This window comes from Paracraurococcus ruber (assembly GCF_004353985.1).
In the GTDB taxonomy this organism is placed as follows: Bacteria; Pseudomonadota; Alphaproteobacteria; order Acetobacterales; family Acetobacteraceae; genus Paracraurococcus; species Paracraurococcus ruber.
Window position 1 is genome coordinate 1 of the sequence record NZ_SMOA01000114.1, and the last position, 16,499, is coordinate 16,499.

A 16,499-nucleotide genomic window follows, 5' to 3' on the forward strand; every position below is an offset into this window, starting at 1 on the left:
CACCGGCGCGGCGCGGCGCGGCGCGGCGGCCGCCCCGGCGGAGGCCGCGAGATCCGCCGCGGCACGTATGCGATCGAAGCGCTTCCGGCGCGCCGCCTCCAGGTTCTGCATCCCGGCGCCTCGCCCCCGGTTGCCGTGCCGCGGCGGGTGTCGTGCCCCGTCCTGCCCGGCCCCCTACGGGTCCTGGTTGAAGGCCTTCGGCCCCGCGCCCGGGGGATGATCCGCGCTCGCCGCAGCGCGCATCCTGCCCCCGGTCATGGGGCCATGGCCCTGGTCCTGCCATCGGCGCATTCGCGCCCGGCTACCCCGCTTTAGCCAGGAGACCGTTAACGAGCGGCAAAACCCGCTCAGCGCCGCATCCGGCGCTGCACCACGAGGTTGGCCAGCGTGGTCAGCAGCAGGGTGACGGCCATCAGCACGAAGGCGATGGCGCCGCCGAAGGGCCAGTTGTTCTGCTCGATGAACTGGCCATAGACCAGCGGCCCCATGGTCTGGAAGCGCGGGCCGCCCAGCAGCACCGGCGTGGCATAGGCATTCATGCCGAGGATGAAGGTGAGGATGGACCCGGCCAGCACGCCCGGCATGGCCAGCGGCAGCAGCACGCGCCGCAGCATGGCGCCGGGCGGGGCGCCGAGGTTGAAGGCGGCCTCCTCCACCGCGCGGTCGATGCCCTCGATCACGCTCTGCAGGCTCAGCACCATGAAGGGCAGGTTCACCGCGACGATGCCGATGACCACCGCGGTCTCGGTGTACATGATGTCGATCGGCCGCGTGATCAGCCCGAGGCCGAGCAGCGAGGCATTCACCGCCCCCTTGGCGCCGAAGGCCACCATCCAGCCCGCGGCGCGCACCGCATTGCCGACGAACAGCGGCAGCACCACCGCGATGATCAGCAGGTTCTTGTGGCGGCTCTGCGTCCGCGCGAGCACATAGGCCAGCGGGAAGCCGAGGATCAGGCAGATCACCGTCACCAGCGCCGCCACGCGCAGCGTGCGCCACAGCACCGCCAGGTAGAAGGGGTCGGTAAAGAACTTGACGTAGTTGGCGGCCGTCACCGCCTCGACCATGAACTGCCCGGGCACGAAGGCATTCAGGCTGTAGCGGAAGAGCAGGAGGAGCGGGAGGAGGAGGCCCGCGACCACCACCAGGGTCGCGGGCAGCAGGAGGGCGCCGGCTCTCACCCCTTGGCCCTCATCCCTTGAAGACCTTGTCCCACCACTCCTTCATCGCCGAGTTTTCCTTGGCGAGATAGGCGTAGTCGAGATCGACGAGGCGCGCCCGCTCCGCCTCGGTGAAGCCGATGCGGGCCTGCAGGTCGGGCGCCACCACGGCATTGGTCACGGTCGGGTTGAAGCCCATGTCGACCGCGAAGGCTTCCTGCGCCTGCCTCTCCAGCATCGCATCCATGTAGGCATAGGCGCCGGCCTTGTTCGGCGCATTCCTCTGGATGGAGAAGCCCGAGACATACATCGGGATGCCTTCCACCGGCGCCACGAGCTGCACCGGGATATCGGCATTCTGCCACTGCACGCCGCGCGCCTTCCACATGAGGCCGAGGCCGATCTCCTCGGTCTTCATCGCCTGGGCGAAGGCCTCGTTGGTGGGATAGACGCGGGCACCGGCCTTCTTGGCTTCCAGCAGCAGCGCCTTGCCTGGCTCGATGTTGGAGACGCTGCCGCCCGCCGCCAGCGCCGCCGCCACCATGACGAACTGGTACTGGATGTCGATGATGCCGATCTTCGACCCGTGCTTCGGGTCCAGGCAGTCGCGGAAGCCGCGCGGCGCCTCCACCAGCTTCGGGTTGAACAGCACGACCTTGCCGGAATAGATGTGCCCGACGCCGAACTGGTAGCGCATGGCGGGGATCAGGTTGGCGGCATTCTTCAGCCGGCCGTAGTCGATCGGCTCGGCCACGCCGGCCTCGCCCATCTCGTAGATGTTGGCGGCCGACAGGCCCTGGATGTCCACGGTGCCGCGCGGCAGGCGCCGCTCCGCCACCATCTTGGCGCGGCGCGGGGCGTCGCCGGCCTGGTCCTGGACCACCTCGAACCCCTTCGAGACGAGGAAGGGCTCCTCGACATTCTTGCGCAGCAGGCGGGCATAGTCGCCGCCCCAGGTGCCGACCACGACGCGGCCGGCGGGCTGTGCGGCCGCGCCGCGCGCCAGCAGGGGCAGGCCGGCGGCGCCCAGCAGGGCATTGCGGCGGGTGAGGTGGCGCATGCGGGGGGCCTCCGGCGGAATGGTTATGGTTCAGCAAACACCATGCCGGCCCCGGCTGGCCAGCCCAGGGCGACGCGGTCGCCGATCCGCGGCGCCGCCAGCCCGGCCCGGTTGGCCAAATGCACGACCACCCGGTCTTCGGGCGAGAGCCGCACATGCATCTCCAGCACCGGGCCGAGATAGGACAGCAGCTCGACCTCGCCGCCCAGGCGGTTGTCGGCATGCGGCGGCGGGTCCAGCCCGATCGCCTCCGGCCGCAGGGCCAGCACGGCGCGGCCGGGCGGCGCCCCCGGGTCGCAGGCGAGGGCGAGGCCACCCGTGGTGCGGAAACGCCCCGGCGCTTCCACCGTGCCGGAGAGGAAGGTGCTGCGGCCCACGAAGCCGGCGACGAAGCGGTCGGCCGGGCGCTCGTACAGGTCCCGCTGGGTGCCGACCTGGCGGATGGCGCCTTCCGCCATCACCACCAGGCGGTCGGCCATGGTCAGCGCCTCCTCCTGGTCGTGGGTGACCATGATGGTCGTCAGGCCCAGGCGGCGCTGCAATTCGCGGATCTCGATCCGCACCTCCTCCCGCAATTTGGCGTCGAGGTTCGACAGCGGTTCGTCCAGCAGCAGCACGTCGGGGCGGATGGCCAGCGCCCGGGCCAGCGCGACGCGCTGCTGCTGCCCGCCCGACAACTGCCGGGGCAGGCGGTCCGCCAGCGCCTCCAGCCGCACCATGCGCAGCGCCTCGCGCGCCTGCGCCTCCCGCTCCGCCTTCGGGACCTTCCGCATCTCCAGCCCGAAGCCGGTATTCTCCGCCACCGTCATGTGCGGGAAGAGCGCGTAGTTCTGGAACACCATGCCGGTGTTGCGCCGCCAGGGCGGGCGGCGGGTGATGTCCTCCCCCCGCAGGCGGATGCTTCCGCCGCTGGGCTCGACGAAGCCCGCCACCATGCGCAGGGTGGTGGTCTTGCCGCAGCCGGAGGGGCCGAGCAGCACCAGGAATTCGCCATCCGGGATGTCCAGCGTGACATCCCGCACGGCGACGGTCGCGCCGTAGTGGCGGGAGAGGCTTTCCAGTTCCAGCCGCGCCATCACACCACCTGCGACAGCTTCACGAAGCGGTCCGTCACCAGCATGGCGGTGCCCAGCAGCAGGATCTGCAGCAGGGACACGGCGGCGACGGTCGGGTCGATCTTCCAGGCGAGGTATTGCAGGATGGCGATGGGCAAGGTGGTCTGGCCGGGCCCGACCAGGAACAGGCTGGCTTCCAGATTGCCGAAGGAGGTGACGAAGCCGAACAGCGCGCCGGCGACGACGCCGGGGCGGATGGCCGGCAGCACCACGCGGCGGAAGGCGGTGAAGGGCGTGGCGCCCAGGTTGCGCGCGGCTTCCTCCAGCGCCGGGTTCAGCGTGGCCAGGCTGGCGCCGACCAGCCGCATCGCCCAGGGCACCACCAGCAGCGTATGCGCGAGGACGAGGCCGGCGGCGGAGCCGAGCAGCGGCCATTCCGTGGCGATCTCCAGCTCCATCTCGCCGACATAGAAGGCGGCGCCGAAGACCACGCCCGGCACGATCAGCGGCAGGGTCAGCAAGGTCGCCAGCGGCGTGCGCAGCCGGAAGCCGGCGCGGGCCAGGGCCAGCGACGCCGGCACCGCCAGCAGCAGGCCGAGCGTCGTCGCGGCGACGCTGACCTGCAGGCTGAGCCAGAAGCCGGAGGCGAAGGCACGGTTCGCCGGGATGGTGGTGAACCAGTGCAGCGTGTAGCCCTGCGGCGGGAAGGCCGGGATTTCCTGCCGGAAGAAGGCCAGCCACGTCACCAGCAGCAACGGCAACAGGATGAAGGCCAGGGCGAAGCCGGCCGCGCCGCGCAGCGCCAGCCGCCGCAACCGCAGGCCGTCGAGCATCAGGCGCCCTTCACCCAGGCGCCATCCTGCATGATCAACGGGATGTGGCGGCCCTGATGGGTGAGCAGCGAAAGGTCGCGCAGCGGGTCGCCCTCGACCACGATCAGGTCGGCGAAGGCGCCGGGCGCCACGGCGCCGATCTGGCCCTCCATGCGGCAGAGCTTCGCGGCGACGCTGGTGGCGGTGGCGATCACCTCCTGCGCCGGCAGCACCCGGCCGCGGATGACGAATTCCTCCGACTGGTGGCGGTGCATGGGGCCCAGCAGGTCGGTGCCGAAGGCCATGGGCAGGCCGGCGGCCTTCATCTTCCGCAGGCTGTCCATGCCGGCGAGGCGGACATCATCCACCTTGGCCACCGATTCCGCCCCGATGCCCAGCGCCTCGCCCTCCTTCGACAGGGCGTCGTAGGTCACCAGGGTGGGACAGGCGATGCAGCCGCGCTCGGCCGCCAGGCGGGCGGTCGGCTCCTCGATCAGGTTGCAATGCTCCAGCGAGTGCACGCCGCATTCCACCGCGCGGCGGATCGCCTCATCGGTGTAGAGATGCGCCGCGACATAGGTGCCGGCATTCCGCGCCTCCTCCACCACCGCCAGGATCTCCTCCCGCGAAAACCCGAGGAAATGGATGGGATCGGTGGGGGAGGCGACGCCGCCATTCGCCATGATCTTCACGAAGCGGGCGCCGCCCTTGATCTCCTCCCGCGCCGCCTTGCGGATCTCGGCGACGCCGTCGCACAGCCTTCCAAGCGAGCCGAGGCGCGTGCTGAAGCGCGGCGGCGTGTCGTCGAAGGGGCCGCGGAAGTCGCAATGGCCGCCGGATTGCGAGAGCCCCTTGCCGGAGATGACGAGGCGCGGGCCGCGATACAGCCCTTCCTGCCAGGCCACCACCTGGGCATGGGCGGCGCCGCCCACGTCGCGCACGGTGGTGAAGCCGCGCATCAGCATCTCGCCCATCAGCTTCATGGACCGCGCCATGACCAGCGCATCCGGCAGCAGCGCGTTGCGGGCCAGGCTGGCCTCCACCGCCACGACATGGACATGGCAGTCGATCAGGCCCGGCATCAGCACCTTGCCGGACAGGTCGATGGTGGTCGCGCCGGCGGGCGCGCGGGCGCCCGGCCCGACCTCCCGGATCCGGTTGCCCTCGATCACCACGCCCTGCGGCGCCGTGGGCTCGGGTGCGCTGCCATCCACGATGCGGGCATTGGCCAGGAAGATGCTGCTCATGCTCTGCGTCCCTTACTCGACCCTGGCGCCTGAGGCACGGACCAGCGGCACCCAGGTCTCGATCTCGTCCCGCACATAGGCGGCGAAGCGGTCCGGCGTGTAGCCGCGCATGCCGGGGGTGTTCAGCTCGTCCAGCCGGGCGACCACGGCGGCATCGGCCAGCGCCTGGTCCACGGCCGCCGCAAGCCGTTCCACGATCGGGCGCGGCACGCCCGCGGGGCCGAAGAGGCCGTACCAGGAATAGGCCTTGTAGTCCGGCAGGCCGACCTGCTGCGCCGTCGGCACGTCCGGCAGCATGTGCCAGCGGGCCGGCTGGTTGACGAAGAGGATGCGGGCCGTCCCCGCCTCGTGGAAGGGGCGCAGCAGGGCGGGGATGTCGTGGGTGAACTGCACCTCGCCGGCGATCAACGCGGCGAAGCTCTGCCCGCCGCCGCGATAGGGCACATGCTCCGCCCGGGCGTCGACATGGCGCAGGAAATTGGCGCTGGCGATGTGGCCGGTGGTGCCGATGCCGCTGCTGCCATAGGACAGCGCGCCGGGCCGGGCCTTCAGCGCCGCGACGAAGGCATCCAGCGTCCGCACATCCCAGCCGCGGGCGGTGATGGCGAGGCTGGTGGGGATGAACACCGTAGGCGCCACCGCCACCAGGTCCTTCGCCGGATCGTAGGGCAGGTTGGCATAGAGCCCGGCAGCGATCCCGGTGGAGGACAGCGTGGCGAGCACGAAGGTGTAGCCATCCGGCACGGACTTCGCGACGAAATCGGTTCCGACGGTGCTGCCGCCGCCCGGCCGGTTCTCGATGACGATGGGCTGGCCGAGGATGTCTGATAGCTTCGGCGCCAGCAGGCGCATGGTGATGTCCGTGCCGCCGCCGGTGGCGAAGGGCACCACCACCTTGACCGGCCGGTTCGGCCAGGGGCCGGTCTGCGCGCGCGCGACCAGGGGGGCGACCAGGGGCGCGGCCAGCAGCGGGGCGGCGAGCAGCGAACGACGCGTGGTCATGCAGGCACCCTTCAGAAGGACCCGCCATTCACCGGCAGCACCTGCCCGGTGACATAGGCGGCGAGGTCGGAGGCGAAGAACAGGACGGCATGGGCGATGTCCTCCGCCTCCCCGATGCGGCGCAGCGCGATGCCCTCGATCACGCGGGCCTGGCCGTCCTTCCCGTAGCTCTCCCATTGCGCGGTCGTGCCGGGGGAGACGGGGAACAGGCCGGGCGCCACCGCATTCACCGTGACGCCGTAGGGGCCGAATTCCTGCGCAAGCTGGCGCGTCAGCCCGACCATGGCATGCTTGGCGCTGGCATAGGCCTGGATCCCGGTGCGGGAGGCGCGCAGCCCGGCGCCGGAACTGATGTTGACGATGCGCCCGCGCCGCGCCCGCTTCATCGCCGCCGCCGCGGCGCGCACCACGGTGAAGCCGGCCGAGAGGTTGACCGCGAGGACGGCATCCCAGTCCTCGAAGGTCACCTCCTCCACCGGGTGGAAGCGGCGCCCCAGCACGCCGCCGGCATTGTTCACCAGCACATGGATGGCGTCGCCGGTCTCGCGCTCGATCCCCGCGACCCAGTCGCCCACCGCCTCCCGCTCCGTCAGGTCCAGGCGGTGGCAGGCGATATGCGGATGGCCGGCCGCGGTCTCCTCCAGCCCCGGCCAGTCCTGGTCGCCGGCGAAGACGTGGGCACCGCGGGCGGCGAAGCTGCGGGCAATGGCGCGGCCGAAGCCGGTGGCGGCGCCGGTGACGAGGACGGTCCGGCCGGCAAAGTCCAGGTCCATGGCGAGGGTGCTCCGCAGCACGGGCGATGTTTGCACCCGCCCGCCCGGGTGGCAATCTGGCCGGCGGCGCGGAGGGGACGGGCGATGGACGAGCCGGTGGTGATCTGGGGCGCGGGCGCGATCGGCGGCACCATCGGCGCGCATCTCGCCCGCGCCGGCCACCCCGTCCTGTTCGTGGACATGGTGGCGGAGCATGTCGCCGCCATGAACGATCGGGGCCTGACGATCGAGGGCCCGGTCGCCCAGTTCAGCGTGCCGGCCCGGGCGGTGACGCCGGAGGCGGTGCGGGGCCGCCACCGCCTGGTGCTGCTGGCGGTGAAGGCGCACCACACCGAGGCCGCGATGCAGGCGCTGGCGCCGCACCTGGCGGAGGACGGCGCCGTCGTCTCCTGCCAGAACGGACTGAACGAGCTTGTCATCGCGGAGCGGGCCGGTCGCGGCCGCACCATCGGCGCCTTCGTCAATTTCGGCGCCGACTACCACGCGCCGGGCCGGATCATGTTCGGCAACCGTGGCGCCGTGGTGGTGGGGGAACTCGACGGGGCGCGCACGCCGCGGATCGCCGCGCTGCACGCCATGCTGCTGGAATTCGAGCCGGATGCGGTGTTGAGCGACAATGTCTTCGGCTATCTCTGGGGCAAGGCGGCCTATGGCGCCATCCTGAAGGCCTCGGCGCTGACCAACGATTCCATCGCGGATTTCATCGCCAGCCCGGCGCGCAGGCCGCTGGTCATCGCCCTGGCGCGGGAGATCCTGCGCATCGCGGCGGCGGAAGGGGTGACGCCCATCGGCTTCGACGGCTTCGACCCCGCGGCCTTCGCCCGCAACGACGCGGCCGGGATGGCGGCGAGCCTCGATCGGCTGGAGGCCTACAACCGTGCCTCGGCCAAGTCGCATAGCGGCATCTGGCGGGACCTCGCGGTGCGCAAGCGCCCGACCGATGTCTCCGCGCAGCTCGCGCCGGTGCGGGCGGCGGCGCGCCGGCAAGGCATCGCCACGCCGCTGGCGGACCGGCTGGTCGCGCTGGTGGAGGCGGTGCAGGACGGGAAAGCGGTGATCGGCCAGGGGCTGATCGAACAGCTCGACGCGCTGGTGGCCTGACGCCGAACCGCGCCGCCGGCGGCTCCGTCCGGCGCGTTCCACCAGCTTTGGCTTTCGGTGGCCGCTTGACCGTTCCGTTCGCAGCCGGGGGCTGCGACCTGCGCGGGCAGGACACCAGCAGGGGAGAGCATGGCATGACGCAGGCCTCGACGCTCGCCGCCCAGGTGGATGCCGGGCGGATGATGCAGGACCTGGCAGCGCTCGCGCGCTGGCAGAAGCTGAGCGGCACGCCGGAGGAGGCGGAGAGCCTGCGCCATATCCGCGGCCTGCTGGACGGCATCGGCTACCGCACCACCTGGCACGAGCACGACGCCTATGTCAGCCTGCCCGGCGCGGCGCGCGTCACCGTGGACAATGCGGCGCTGAAGGCGCTGACGCATTCCATGTCCCTGCCCTCCCCGCCCGGCGGGCTGGTGGGACAGGTGGTGGACCTGGGCGAGGGCGGCGAGGCCGATTTCGCCCGCGCCGGCGACCTGCGCGGCTGCATCCTGCTGCTGGACGGCATCGCCAGCCCGGCCGCCGCCACCCGCGCCGCGGCAGCCGGCGCCGCGGGGCAGCTGCATGTCAGCCCGCATGAGCATCTGCACGAGATGTGCATCTCCCCGGTCTGGGGCAGCCCCTGCACGGCGACCATGGCGTCGCTGCCGCGCACCGTCGCCTGCACCATCTCCCACGCCGACGGCACCGCGCTGCGGGACAGGCTGGCGCGCGGCGAGGCGCCGCGGGTGGCGCTGCACGCGGAGGTGGACACCGGCTGGCGCCGCACGCCGATTTTGGTGGCGGAGATGGAGGCGCCCAGCGCCGCGCCGGAGGCACCCTTCATCCTGTTCTCCGGCCATCACGACACCTGGTACTACGGCGTCATGGACAATGGCGCCGCCAACGCCACCATGCTGGAGGTGGCGCGGCTCTGCGCCACGCGCCACGCCGAATGGAAGCGCGGCCTGCGGCTGTGCTTCTGGTCCGGCCATTCGCATGGCCGCTATTCCGGCTCAGCCTGGTATGCCGACGAGCATTTCGCCGAGTTGGACCGGCGCTGCGCCGTGCATGTGAACGTGGACTCGACGGGCGGCGTCGGCGCGACGGTGCTGTCGCAGGCTCCGAGCAGCGCCGAGTTGCGCGCCTTCGCGGCCGAGGCGATGCAGGCCGAGACCGGCGCGGACCTCGCCGGGCGGCGGATGGCACGCAACTCCGACCAGTCCTTCTGGGGGATCGGCATCCCTTCCCTGTTTGCCATGCTCAGCGAGCAGGCGCCCGGCACGGTGAAGATGCGCAACAGCCTGGGCTGGTGGTGGCACACGCCGGACGACCTGCTGGACAAGATCGACCCCGCCAACCTGGCGCGCGACACGCGGGTCTATGTGCATGCGATCGCGCGGCTGCTGGAGGATGCGCGGCTGCCGCTGGACCATGCCGCGCCGGCGGAGGCGCTGGCGGCCGAACTGGCGCCGCTGGCCGCGCCCTGCACCGCGCGCGGCGTGCCGCTGGATGGCGTGCTGGCGCTGGTCGCCGCGCTGCGGGCGGCCGTGCCGGAAGCGCATTCCGATGCCGCGCTGATGCGGGCCTGCCGCGCGCTGGTGCCGCTGGACTACACGACCGGCGACCGCTTCGCGCATGACCCGGCCCTGCCCATGCCGCCCTGGCCGGTGCTGGACCCGCTGCGCGCGCTGGCCGCGGCGACGGGCGACGCCGTCCTGCCGGCGGCAGTGGCGGCGCGGCGGGCCCGCAACCGGCTTGTCTCCGCGCTGGGCCAGGCGGTGGAGGCGTTGCGGGCGGGCTGATGACGGGCCGGCGCATTCGCGGCGCCTTGCTTCACCGCGACCGCGGCCCCGGATGCAGGACCTGGATTGCCCGAACCCAAGGGTTCCAAGGGCCCTTCGGCCCTTGGCAGGCGGGGTCCGGGGGGAGGGCAGCGCCCTCCCCGGGTCAGCGGAACACCGGCGGCGCGTCGTCTTCCGGCAGGTCCGGCAGCGGCACCTCGATCTTCACCGTGCTCGGGTCCACGCCGGTCCCCTTGTCGATCCAGTAGGTGACGCTTTCCGGCCAGAAGATCACGATCGCCACCAGGATCAGCTGCAGCCCCACCCAGGGGACGGCGCCCCAGTAGATGTCGCTGCTCTTGACCGTCGGCGGGGCGATGCCGCGCAGGTAGAACAGCGCGAAGCCGAAGGGCGGGTGCATGAAGCTGGTCTGCATGTTCACGCAGACCAGCACGCCGAACCACACCAGGTCGATGCCCAGCTTGGCCGCCACCGGTGCCAGCAGCGGGATGATGATGAAGGCGATCTCGAAGAAGTCGAGGAAGAAGGCCAGGAAGAAGATGAAGACCTGGCTGAAGATCAGGAAGCCCACCTGGCCGCCCGGCAGCTTGGCCAGCAGGTGCTCGATCCAGATGGCGCCGTCCACTCCCTGGAACACCAGGCTGAACACGGTGGCGCCGATCAGGATGAAGATCACCATGGCGGTGATGCGGGCGGTGTTCTGCGTCGCCTGCCAGATCAGGTCCCAGGTGAAGCGGCCGTTCATCCAGGCCAGCACGCCGGCGCCGACGGCGCCCATCGCGCCCGCCTCGGTCGGCGTCGCCAGGCCCAGGAAGATGGTGCCCAGCACCAGGAAGATCAGCACGACGGAGGGCACCATGCCCTTCATCACCCGCCAGATCAGCGGCCAGCCGCGCATCGTCAGCGCCTCGTCCGGCAGGGGCGGGACCTTGTGCGGCGCGAAGATGGAGACGGCGGCGATGAAGGCGATGAACAGCAGCACCTGCAGGATGCTGGGGCCGATGGCGCCGGCATACATGTCGCCGACCGACTTGCCGAGCTGGTCGCCGAGCACGATCAGCACCAGGCTCGGCGGGATCACCTGGGTGATGGTGCCGCTGGCCGCGATGACGCCGGTGGCGATGCGCATGTCGTAGCCGTAGCGCATCATGATCGGCAGGCTGATCATGCCCATGGCGATGACGCTGGCGGCCACCGTGCCGGTGATGGCGCCCAGCACGGCGCCCACCAGGATGACCGCATAGGCCAGCCCGCCCGGCACCTTGCCGAAGAGCTGGCCGGTGCCTTCAAGCAGGTCCTCCGCCAGCCCGCATCGTTCCAGGATGGCGCCCATCAGGGTGAAGAACGGAATGGCCAGCAGCAGGTCGTTGGCCAGGATGCCGAACACCCGCAGCGGCAGGTTGCCCAGGTATTGCGGCCCGAAGAAGCCCAGTTCGATCGACAGGAAGCCGAAGAACAGGCCGACCGCGGACAGGCTGAAGGCGACCGGGAAGCCGAGGATAAGGAAGACGATGAGGCCGCCGAACATCAGCGGCGCCATCACGTCCATGTCGATGACCATGGTGGGCGGATCCTGCCGTGCGGGTTATTGTTCGGGGCGGTGGTATTCGACCACCACCTCGGCATCCGGCTGCAGGCCGCGCAGCAGGGCGACGCGCTTGATGAGCTCGGACAGGCCCTGCAGCGTCAGCAGGAAGAAGCCGATCGGCATCAGGATCTTCACCGGCCAGCGCAGCAGGCCGCCGGCATTCGGGCTGCCCTCGTTGCGGATGAAGCTGTCGAGGAAGAAGGGCCAGGTCATCCAGGCCAGCAGGATGGTGGCCGGCAGCAGGAAGAAGATGAAGCCCAGCACGTCGATCCAGAGCCGCGTGCGGACCGACACGCTGGCATAGAGGATGTCCACCCGCACATGCTCGTTCTTGAACAGGGTGTAGGAGGCGCCGAGCATGACCGTGGCGCCGAACAGGTACCACTGCACCTCCAGCCAGGCGTTGGAGGAGTAGGACAGGCCGTAGCGGATGAACGCGTTGCCGGCGCTGATCGCGCAGGACAGGAACACCGCCCAGTTGGCCAGGTAGCCGACGGCGGCGTTCAGCTTGTCCACGCCGCGGCTGAAGGCGAGCAGGGGACCCATGGGCGCGTGTTTCCTCCCTCGCGCCCCCCGTTCCGCAGGGGGCGCCAGATGCTTGTGGCGCCGTCTCAGCGGCGCTGCTGCTGTTCCTGAGCGTGCATGAAATAACTGAAGTTGTCGAAGGTGTTCTCCGCCACCCGGAACCACTGATACTGGGTCTCGCGGAACGCCTTCCAGGGTTCGTATACCCGCTTGAAGTTCGGGTTGCGGGCCGCGGTCTCGTCATACAACTCGAAGGCGGCGCGATAGCAGGCCTGCAGAACCTCCCGCGGGAAGGCGCGCAACTGGCTGCCGGCGGCAACCATGCGGCGCAGCGCCTGCGGGTTCTGCACATCGTACTTCGCCATGGTCTCGACCGTGCTGTCGCGGCAGGCGCTCTCCAGCACCTCCTTGTACAGCGGCGGCAGCGCATCCCACTGCGGCTTCGAGACGTAGAAGGAGAGGTTGAGCGACCCCTCCCACCAGCCGGGATAGTAGTAGAAGGGGGCGACGCGGTTCAGCCCCAGCTTCTCGTCGTCATAGGGGCCGACCCATTCTGCGGCATCGATCGTGCCCTTCTCCAGGCTCGGGTAGATGTCGCCGCCGGCGATCTGCTGCGGCACCACGCCCAGCTTCTGCAGGACGTTGCCGGCGAAGCCGCCGATGCGGAATTTCAGCCCCTTCAGGTCGTCCGGCGTGCGGACCTCCTTGCGGAACCAGCCGCCCATCTGGGCGCCGGTGTTGCCGGCCGGCAGCGACACCAGGTTGTAGCCGGCGAAGAAGTCCCGCAGCAGGTCCCGCCCGCCGCCGGCCTGCAGCCAGGCATTCATCTGCCGCATGTTGAAGCCGAAGGGCATGGCGCCGTCGAAGGCGAAGGTCGGGTCCTTGCCGACGAAGTAGTAGCTCGCGGTATGGGCGCATTCGACGGTGCCGGCCTGCACCGCATCGGCCACCGCCAGGCCCGGCACCAGTTCGCCGGCGGCGAACATGCGGATCTGGAAGCGCCCTTCGGTCAGCGCGGCGACGCGCTTCGCCACATGGTCCCCGGCGCCGTAGATCGTATCCAGCGACTTGGGGAAGGAGGAGGCGCAGCGCCACCGCACCTCCGGCATGCCCTGCGCCAGGGCGGGCGCCGCCAGGGCGACCGTGCCGGCAAGTGCGCCGCCGGCGACAAATCCTCGACGATCCATAGCTGGTGCAGCCTCCGCCCGTTGGGCCCCACCGCGGGCAGGGGCCGCGCGGCTTCTAATCGGGTGCGGCAAGCTTGTTAAGGGTGTGTTTCCGTCACGATGCCGGCCGGTGCCCCCTTCGCAGCCACAGGCCCGGGTGGTTACACTGGGGCGCGTGACACCCCGCCCTCCGCGCCCGTGCTGACGGCGCTTGCCCTCTGCCTCGGGGCCCTGGTCCTGCTCGCCGCCGCCGCGGTGCCGCTGGGCCGGCATCCCCGGGCGGGGCATGTCGTCCATGGCGGCTGCCTGGTCCTGGCGGCCGGCCTCGCCGCCATCGCCCTGGCCGCGCTGCTGGCCGGCCCGCCCGCGGAACCGCTCACCCTGCCGGTCGGCCCGCCCTGGGCCCCGGCCCGCATCGGGCTGGACGGGCTTTCCGCCTGGTTCCTGCTGCTGCTCGGCCTCGCCGCCGCCTGCGCGTCCCTGTTCGCCCTCGGCCACCCGGCCCTGCCCGCGCGGACGCTGCCGCCCTATCCGCTGTTCCTCGCCGGCATGGCGCTGACCCTGGCGGCGACCGACGCCTTCCTGCTGCTGCTGGGCTTCGAGCTGATGTCCCTCGCCTCCTGGGCGCTGGTGGCGGCGGAGCACCAGCGGGCGGAGAACCGGGCGGCGGCCCGGCTCTACCTGATGTTCGCGGTGCTGGCGGCGGCCTGCCTGATCCCGGCCTTCGGCCTGCTGGCCGGCGGCGCCGGGGCCATCACCTTCGAGGCGATGCGCGCCGCGCCGCCGGAAGGCTGGCGGGCCGCCGCCGTCCTCGCCCTCGGCCTCGCCGGCGCCGGGGCCAAGGCCGGGCTCGTGCCGCTGCATGCCTGGCTGCCCTTGGCGCATCCGGCGGCGCCCAGCCATGTCTCGGCGCTGATGTCCGGGGCGATGACCAAGGTCGCGCTCTATGTCCTGGCGCGGCTGCTGCTCGATCTCTGCGGGCCGGCGCAGCCTTCCTGGTGGGGGGTGCCGCTGCTGGTCGTGGGCGCCGCCTCGGCGCTGCTCGGCGCGCTGCGGGCGAATCTCGAGGAGGACAGCAAGACCCTGCTAGCCTGCTCCACCATCGAGAATGTCGGCTTCATCACGCTCGGCCTCGGCCTCGCGCTCGCCTTCCGCGGGGCGGACCTGGCGCCGCTGGCGGCGCTGGCCGCCGGCGCGGCGCTGCTGCACGCGCTGAACCACGGCCTGTTCAAGACCCTGCTGTTCCTGGCGGCCGGGGCGGTCGCGCACAGCGCCGGCAGCCGGCGGCTGGACCGGCTGGGCGGGCTGGTGCACGCCATGCCGGTGACCGCCGCCTGCGCCCTGGTCGGGGCGGCGGCGGCGGCATCGCTGCCGCCGCTGTCCGGCTTCGCCTCGGAATGGCTGCTGCTGCAGGCGCTGCTGGCGGGCTGGCGGGTCAGCGAGATCGGCTTCCAGGTCCTGGCCGCCGCGGCCGCGGCGCTGGCCGCCATGGCGGCGGCGCTGGCCGCGGCGGCCATGGTGCGGCTGTTCGGCCTGGTCTTCCTGGGGCGGCCGCGCAGCCCGCGCGGGGCGGGGGCGCACGAGGTCTCCCGCCTCGAGCGCGCGGCGCTGCTGCTGCCGGCCGGGCTGACGCTGGCCTTCGGCCTGGTCCCCGGCCTGCTGCTGGCCCTGGCCGCCCCGGCGGTGCGCCTGCTGGTGCCGGGCGCCGCGCCGGCGCCGGCCGGGCTGTGGCTGTCGGCGGGGGAGGGTGCGGCGGGCCTGTTGCCGGTCGGCGTGCTGGCGCTGCTGGCCCTGGCGCTGGGCGGCGGCTGGTGGCTGGTGCGGCGCCGGTCGCCGCTGGCGGCGGCGCGCGGCCCGGCGTGGAATTGCGGCTTCATCGACCCGCCGCCGCACCTGCCCTTCGGCGACCCGCTGACCCAGCCCGGCGCCGCCGGCATCGCCCAGCCGCTGCGGCGCATGCTGGGGGAGCCGCTGCTGCGGGCACGGGAAAGCCTGGACATGCCCCGCCCGGGCGAAACCCGCGCCGGCCGCTACGACTCGGGCTTCGAGGATCCGTCCCTGGCGCTGGTCGTCGCGCCGGCGGCCGCCCTGCGCGACCGCATCGCCGCGACGGCGGAGCGGCTGCGGGACCTGACCATCCGTCACCTGCTGTCGCTCGGCTTCGGCACGCTGGTCGGGCTGCTGGCCCTGCTCGCCTGGCTGGAGCGCCGCTGAGATGCAGGCCCTCGGCGCCGTGGTGACCCAGTTGCTGCATCTTGCGCTGATGCTGGCGGCGGCGCCGCTGGTGGTGGGCGCCGGGCGCTGGCTGAAGGCGCGGATGCTGGGGCGGCGCGGCGCCTCCCCCCTGCAGCCCTACCGGGACCTGGACAAGCTGCTGCGCAAGCGGCCGGTGCTGGCCGACAACGCGTCCCTGGTGTCGGAGGCGGCGCCCTATGCCGCCTTCGCCGCCTGCGTGGTGGCGGCGGCGCTGGTGCCCAGCTTCGCCCGCGGCATGGCGCTGGCGCCGCTGTCGGACCTGATCCTGCTGGCCGGGCTGCTGGCGCTGGCGCGGGTGGCGCTGGCCCTGGCGGGCATGGATGTCGGCACCGCCTTCGGCGGCCTGGGCGCGGCGCGGGAGATGAGCTTTTCCGCCTTTGCCGAGCCGGCCCTGCTCCTCTGCGTGCTGACCTTCGCCATCCTGGCGGGCACCACCAACCTGGACGCCATCGCGGCCACCTTCCGCGACGGGGCGCTGGGCCTGCGCGTCTCGCTCGGCCTCGCCGCCGTGGCGATGCTGGCGGTGGCGGTCGCCGAGAATGCCCGCATCCCGGTGGACAACCCGGCGACCCACCTGGAACTGACCATGGTGCACGAGGCGATGCTGCTGGAGAGCAGCGGCCGCCACCTGGCGCTGTGGGAGTATGGCGCGGCGCTGCGGCTGACCCTGTGGCTGGCGCTGGTCGCGGCGGTCTTCGTGCCCTTCGGCGCCGCGCCGGCAGGCAGCGGGCCGCTGGCCTGGGCGGGCGGGCTGCTGGCCTGGGCGGCGAAGATGGGCGCGCTGTGCCTGGCGCTGGCGGCCTTCGAGAGCGCGATCGCCAAGATGCGGGTGTTCCGCGTGCCGGAATTCCTCGGCGCCGCGCTGCTGCTGGCGCTGCTGGCGGCGGCGCTGCTCTTCGTCTCGACGGGGCTGGCGTGATGCGGCGCGACAGGCATCGCCCGCAGCCGCCGCAGGCGTCCGGGCGCGCCGCCG

At 72.0% G+C, this 16,499-nt stretch carries 14 protein-coding genes; 4 read left to right on the plus strand and 10 right to left on the minus strand.

Features of this window, described 5'->3' with window-relative positions; translation table 11 throughout:
* Positions 1-347: 347 nt before the first annotated feature.
* The 7 genes from E2C05_RS18685 to E2C05_RS18715 are packed head-to-tail and all read right to left on the minus strand — an operon-like array spanning position 348 to position 7,130.
* On the minus strand, positions 348-1,181 hold the full coding sequence (locus E2C05_RS18685; RefSeq protein WP_200305443.1) for an ABC transporter permease: 834 nt from the start codon (positions 1,179-1,181) through the stop codon (positions 348-350).
* A gap of 10 nt (positions 1,182-1,191) precedes the next feature.
* A complete protein-coding gene (locus E2C05_RS18690; RefSeq protein ID WP_133221168.1) occupies positions 1,192-2,220 on the minus strand; it encodes an ABC transporter substrate-binding protein in 1,029 nt (342 codons plus the stop codon).
* A gap of 23 nt (positions 2,221-2,243) precedes the next feature.
* On the minus strand, positions 2,244-3,296 hold the full coding sequence (locus E2C05_RS18695) for an ABC transporter ATP-binding protein (RefSeq protein ID WP_133221169.1): 1,053 nt from the start codon (positions 3,294-3,296) through the stop codon (positions 2,244-2,246).
* Positions 3,296-4,108 carry an ABC transporter permease gene (locus E2C05_RS18700; RefSeq protein WP_200305441.1) on the minus strand — a complete coding sequence of 271 codons (813 nt, stop codon included), beginning with the start codon at positions 4,106-4,108 and terminating at the stop codon, positions 3,296-3,298. The genes E2C05_RS18695 and E2C05_RS18700 overlap by 1 nt, the downstream gene beginning before the upstream one ends.
* Positions 4,108-5,334, minus strand: coding sequence for a metal-dependent hydrolase family protein (locus E2C05_RS18705; protein ID WP_133221170.1), 1,227 nt, complete (start codon positions 5,332-5,334; stop codon positions 4,108-4,110). The genes E2C05_RS18700 and E2C05_RS18705 overlap by 1 nt, the downstream gene beginning before the upstream one ends.
* A gap of 12 nt (positions 5,335-5,346) precedes the next feature.
* Entirely contained in the window at positions 5,347-6,336 is a 990-nt protein-coding gene (locus E2C05_RS18710; protein WP_133221171.1) for a Bug family tripartite tricarboxylate transporter substrate binding protein, read from the minus strand.
* Between the two features lie 11 nt (positions 6,337-6,347).
* Positions 6,348-7,130, minus strand: coding sequence for an SDR family NAD(P)-dependent oxidoreductase (locus E2C05_RS18715; protein WP_240046784.1), 783 nt, complete (start codon positions 7,128-7,130; stop codon positions 6,348-6,350).
* Positions 7,131-7,193: 63 nt separating this feature from the next.
* On the opposite strand from E2C05_RS18715, the gene E2C05_RS18720 reads away from it, so the two are divergent.
* Together E2C05_RS18720 and E2C05_RS18725 are read left to right on the plus strand one after the other, a co-directional pair.
* Positions 7,194-8,210: a ketopantoate reductase family protein gene (locus E2C05_RS18720; protein ID WP_133221172.1), complete on the plus strand. Its 1,017-nt coding sequence runs from the start codon at positions 7,194-7,196 to the stop codon at positions 8,208-8,210.
* 134 nt (positions 8,211-8,344) lie between these two features.
* The gene (locus E2C05_RS18725; protein ID WP_133221173.1) at positions 8,345-9,991 is read left to right on the plus strand and encodes a M28 family metallopeptidase; all 1,647 of its coding nucleotides are present in this window, start codon (positions 8,345-8,347) and stop codon (positions 9,989-9,991) included.
* Between the two features lie 145 nt (positions 9,992-10,136).
* Here the strand turns inward: E2C05_RS18725 and E2C05_RS18730 are convergent, their stop codons facing one another.
* The 3 genes from E2C05_RS18730 to E2C05_RS18740 all read right to left on the minus strand — a co-directional run bounded on the left by E2C05_RS18730 (position 10,137) and on the right by E2C05_RS18740 (position 13,291).
* Positions 10,137-11,552, minus strand: a complete 1,416-nt coding sequence (locus tag E2C05_RS18730; RefSeq protein ID WP_200305439.1) for a TRAP transporter large permease — start codon at positions 11,550-11,552, stop codon at positions 10,137-10,139.
* Positions 11,553-11,576: 24 nt separating this feature from the next.
* Positions 11,577-12,125: a TRAP transporter small permease subunit gene (locus E2C05_RS18735; protein ID WP_133221174.1), complete on the minus strand. Its 549-nt coding sequence runs from the start codon at positions 12,123-12,125 to the stop codon at positions 11,577-11,579.
* A gap of 65 nt (positions 12,126-12,190) precedes the next feature.
* Positions 12,191-13,291 carry a TRAP transporter substrate-binding protein gene (locus E2C05_RS18740; protein ID WP_133221175.1) on the minus strand — a complete coding sequence of 367 codons (1,101 nt, stop codon included), beginning with the start codon at positions 13,289-13,291 and terminating at the stop codon, positions 12,191-12,193.
* Positions 13,292-13,468: 177 nt separating this feature from the next.
* Between E2C05_RS18740 and E2C05_RS18745 the strand changes: the two genes are divergently transcribed.
* Positions 13,469-15,484, plus strand: coding sequence for a proton-conducting transporter transmembrane domain-containing protein (locus E2C05_RS18745; RefSeq protein WP_133221176.1), 2,016 nt, complete (start codon positions 13,469-13,471; stop codon positions 15,482-15,484).
* Between the two features lies 1 nt (position 15,485).
* The gene (locus tag E2C05_RS18750; protein WP_133221177.1) at positions 15,486-16,445 is read left to right on the plus strand and encodes a respiratory chain complex I subunit 1 family protein; all 960 of its coding nucleotides are present in this window, start codon (positions 15,486-15,488) and stop codon (positions 16,443-16,445) included.
* The last annotated feature ends 54 nt before the right edge of the window (positions 16,446-16,499 follow it).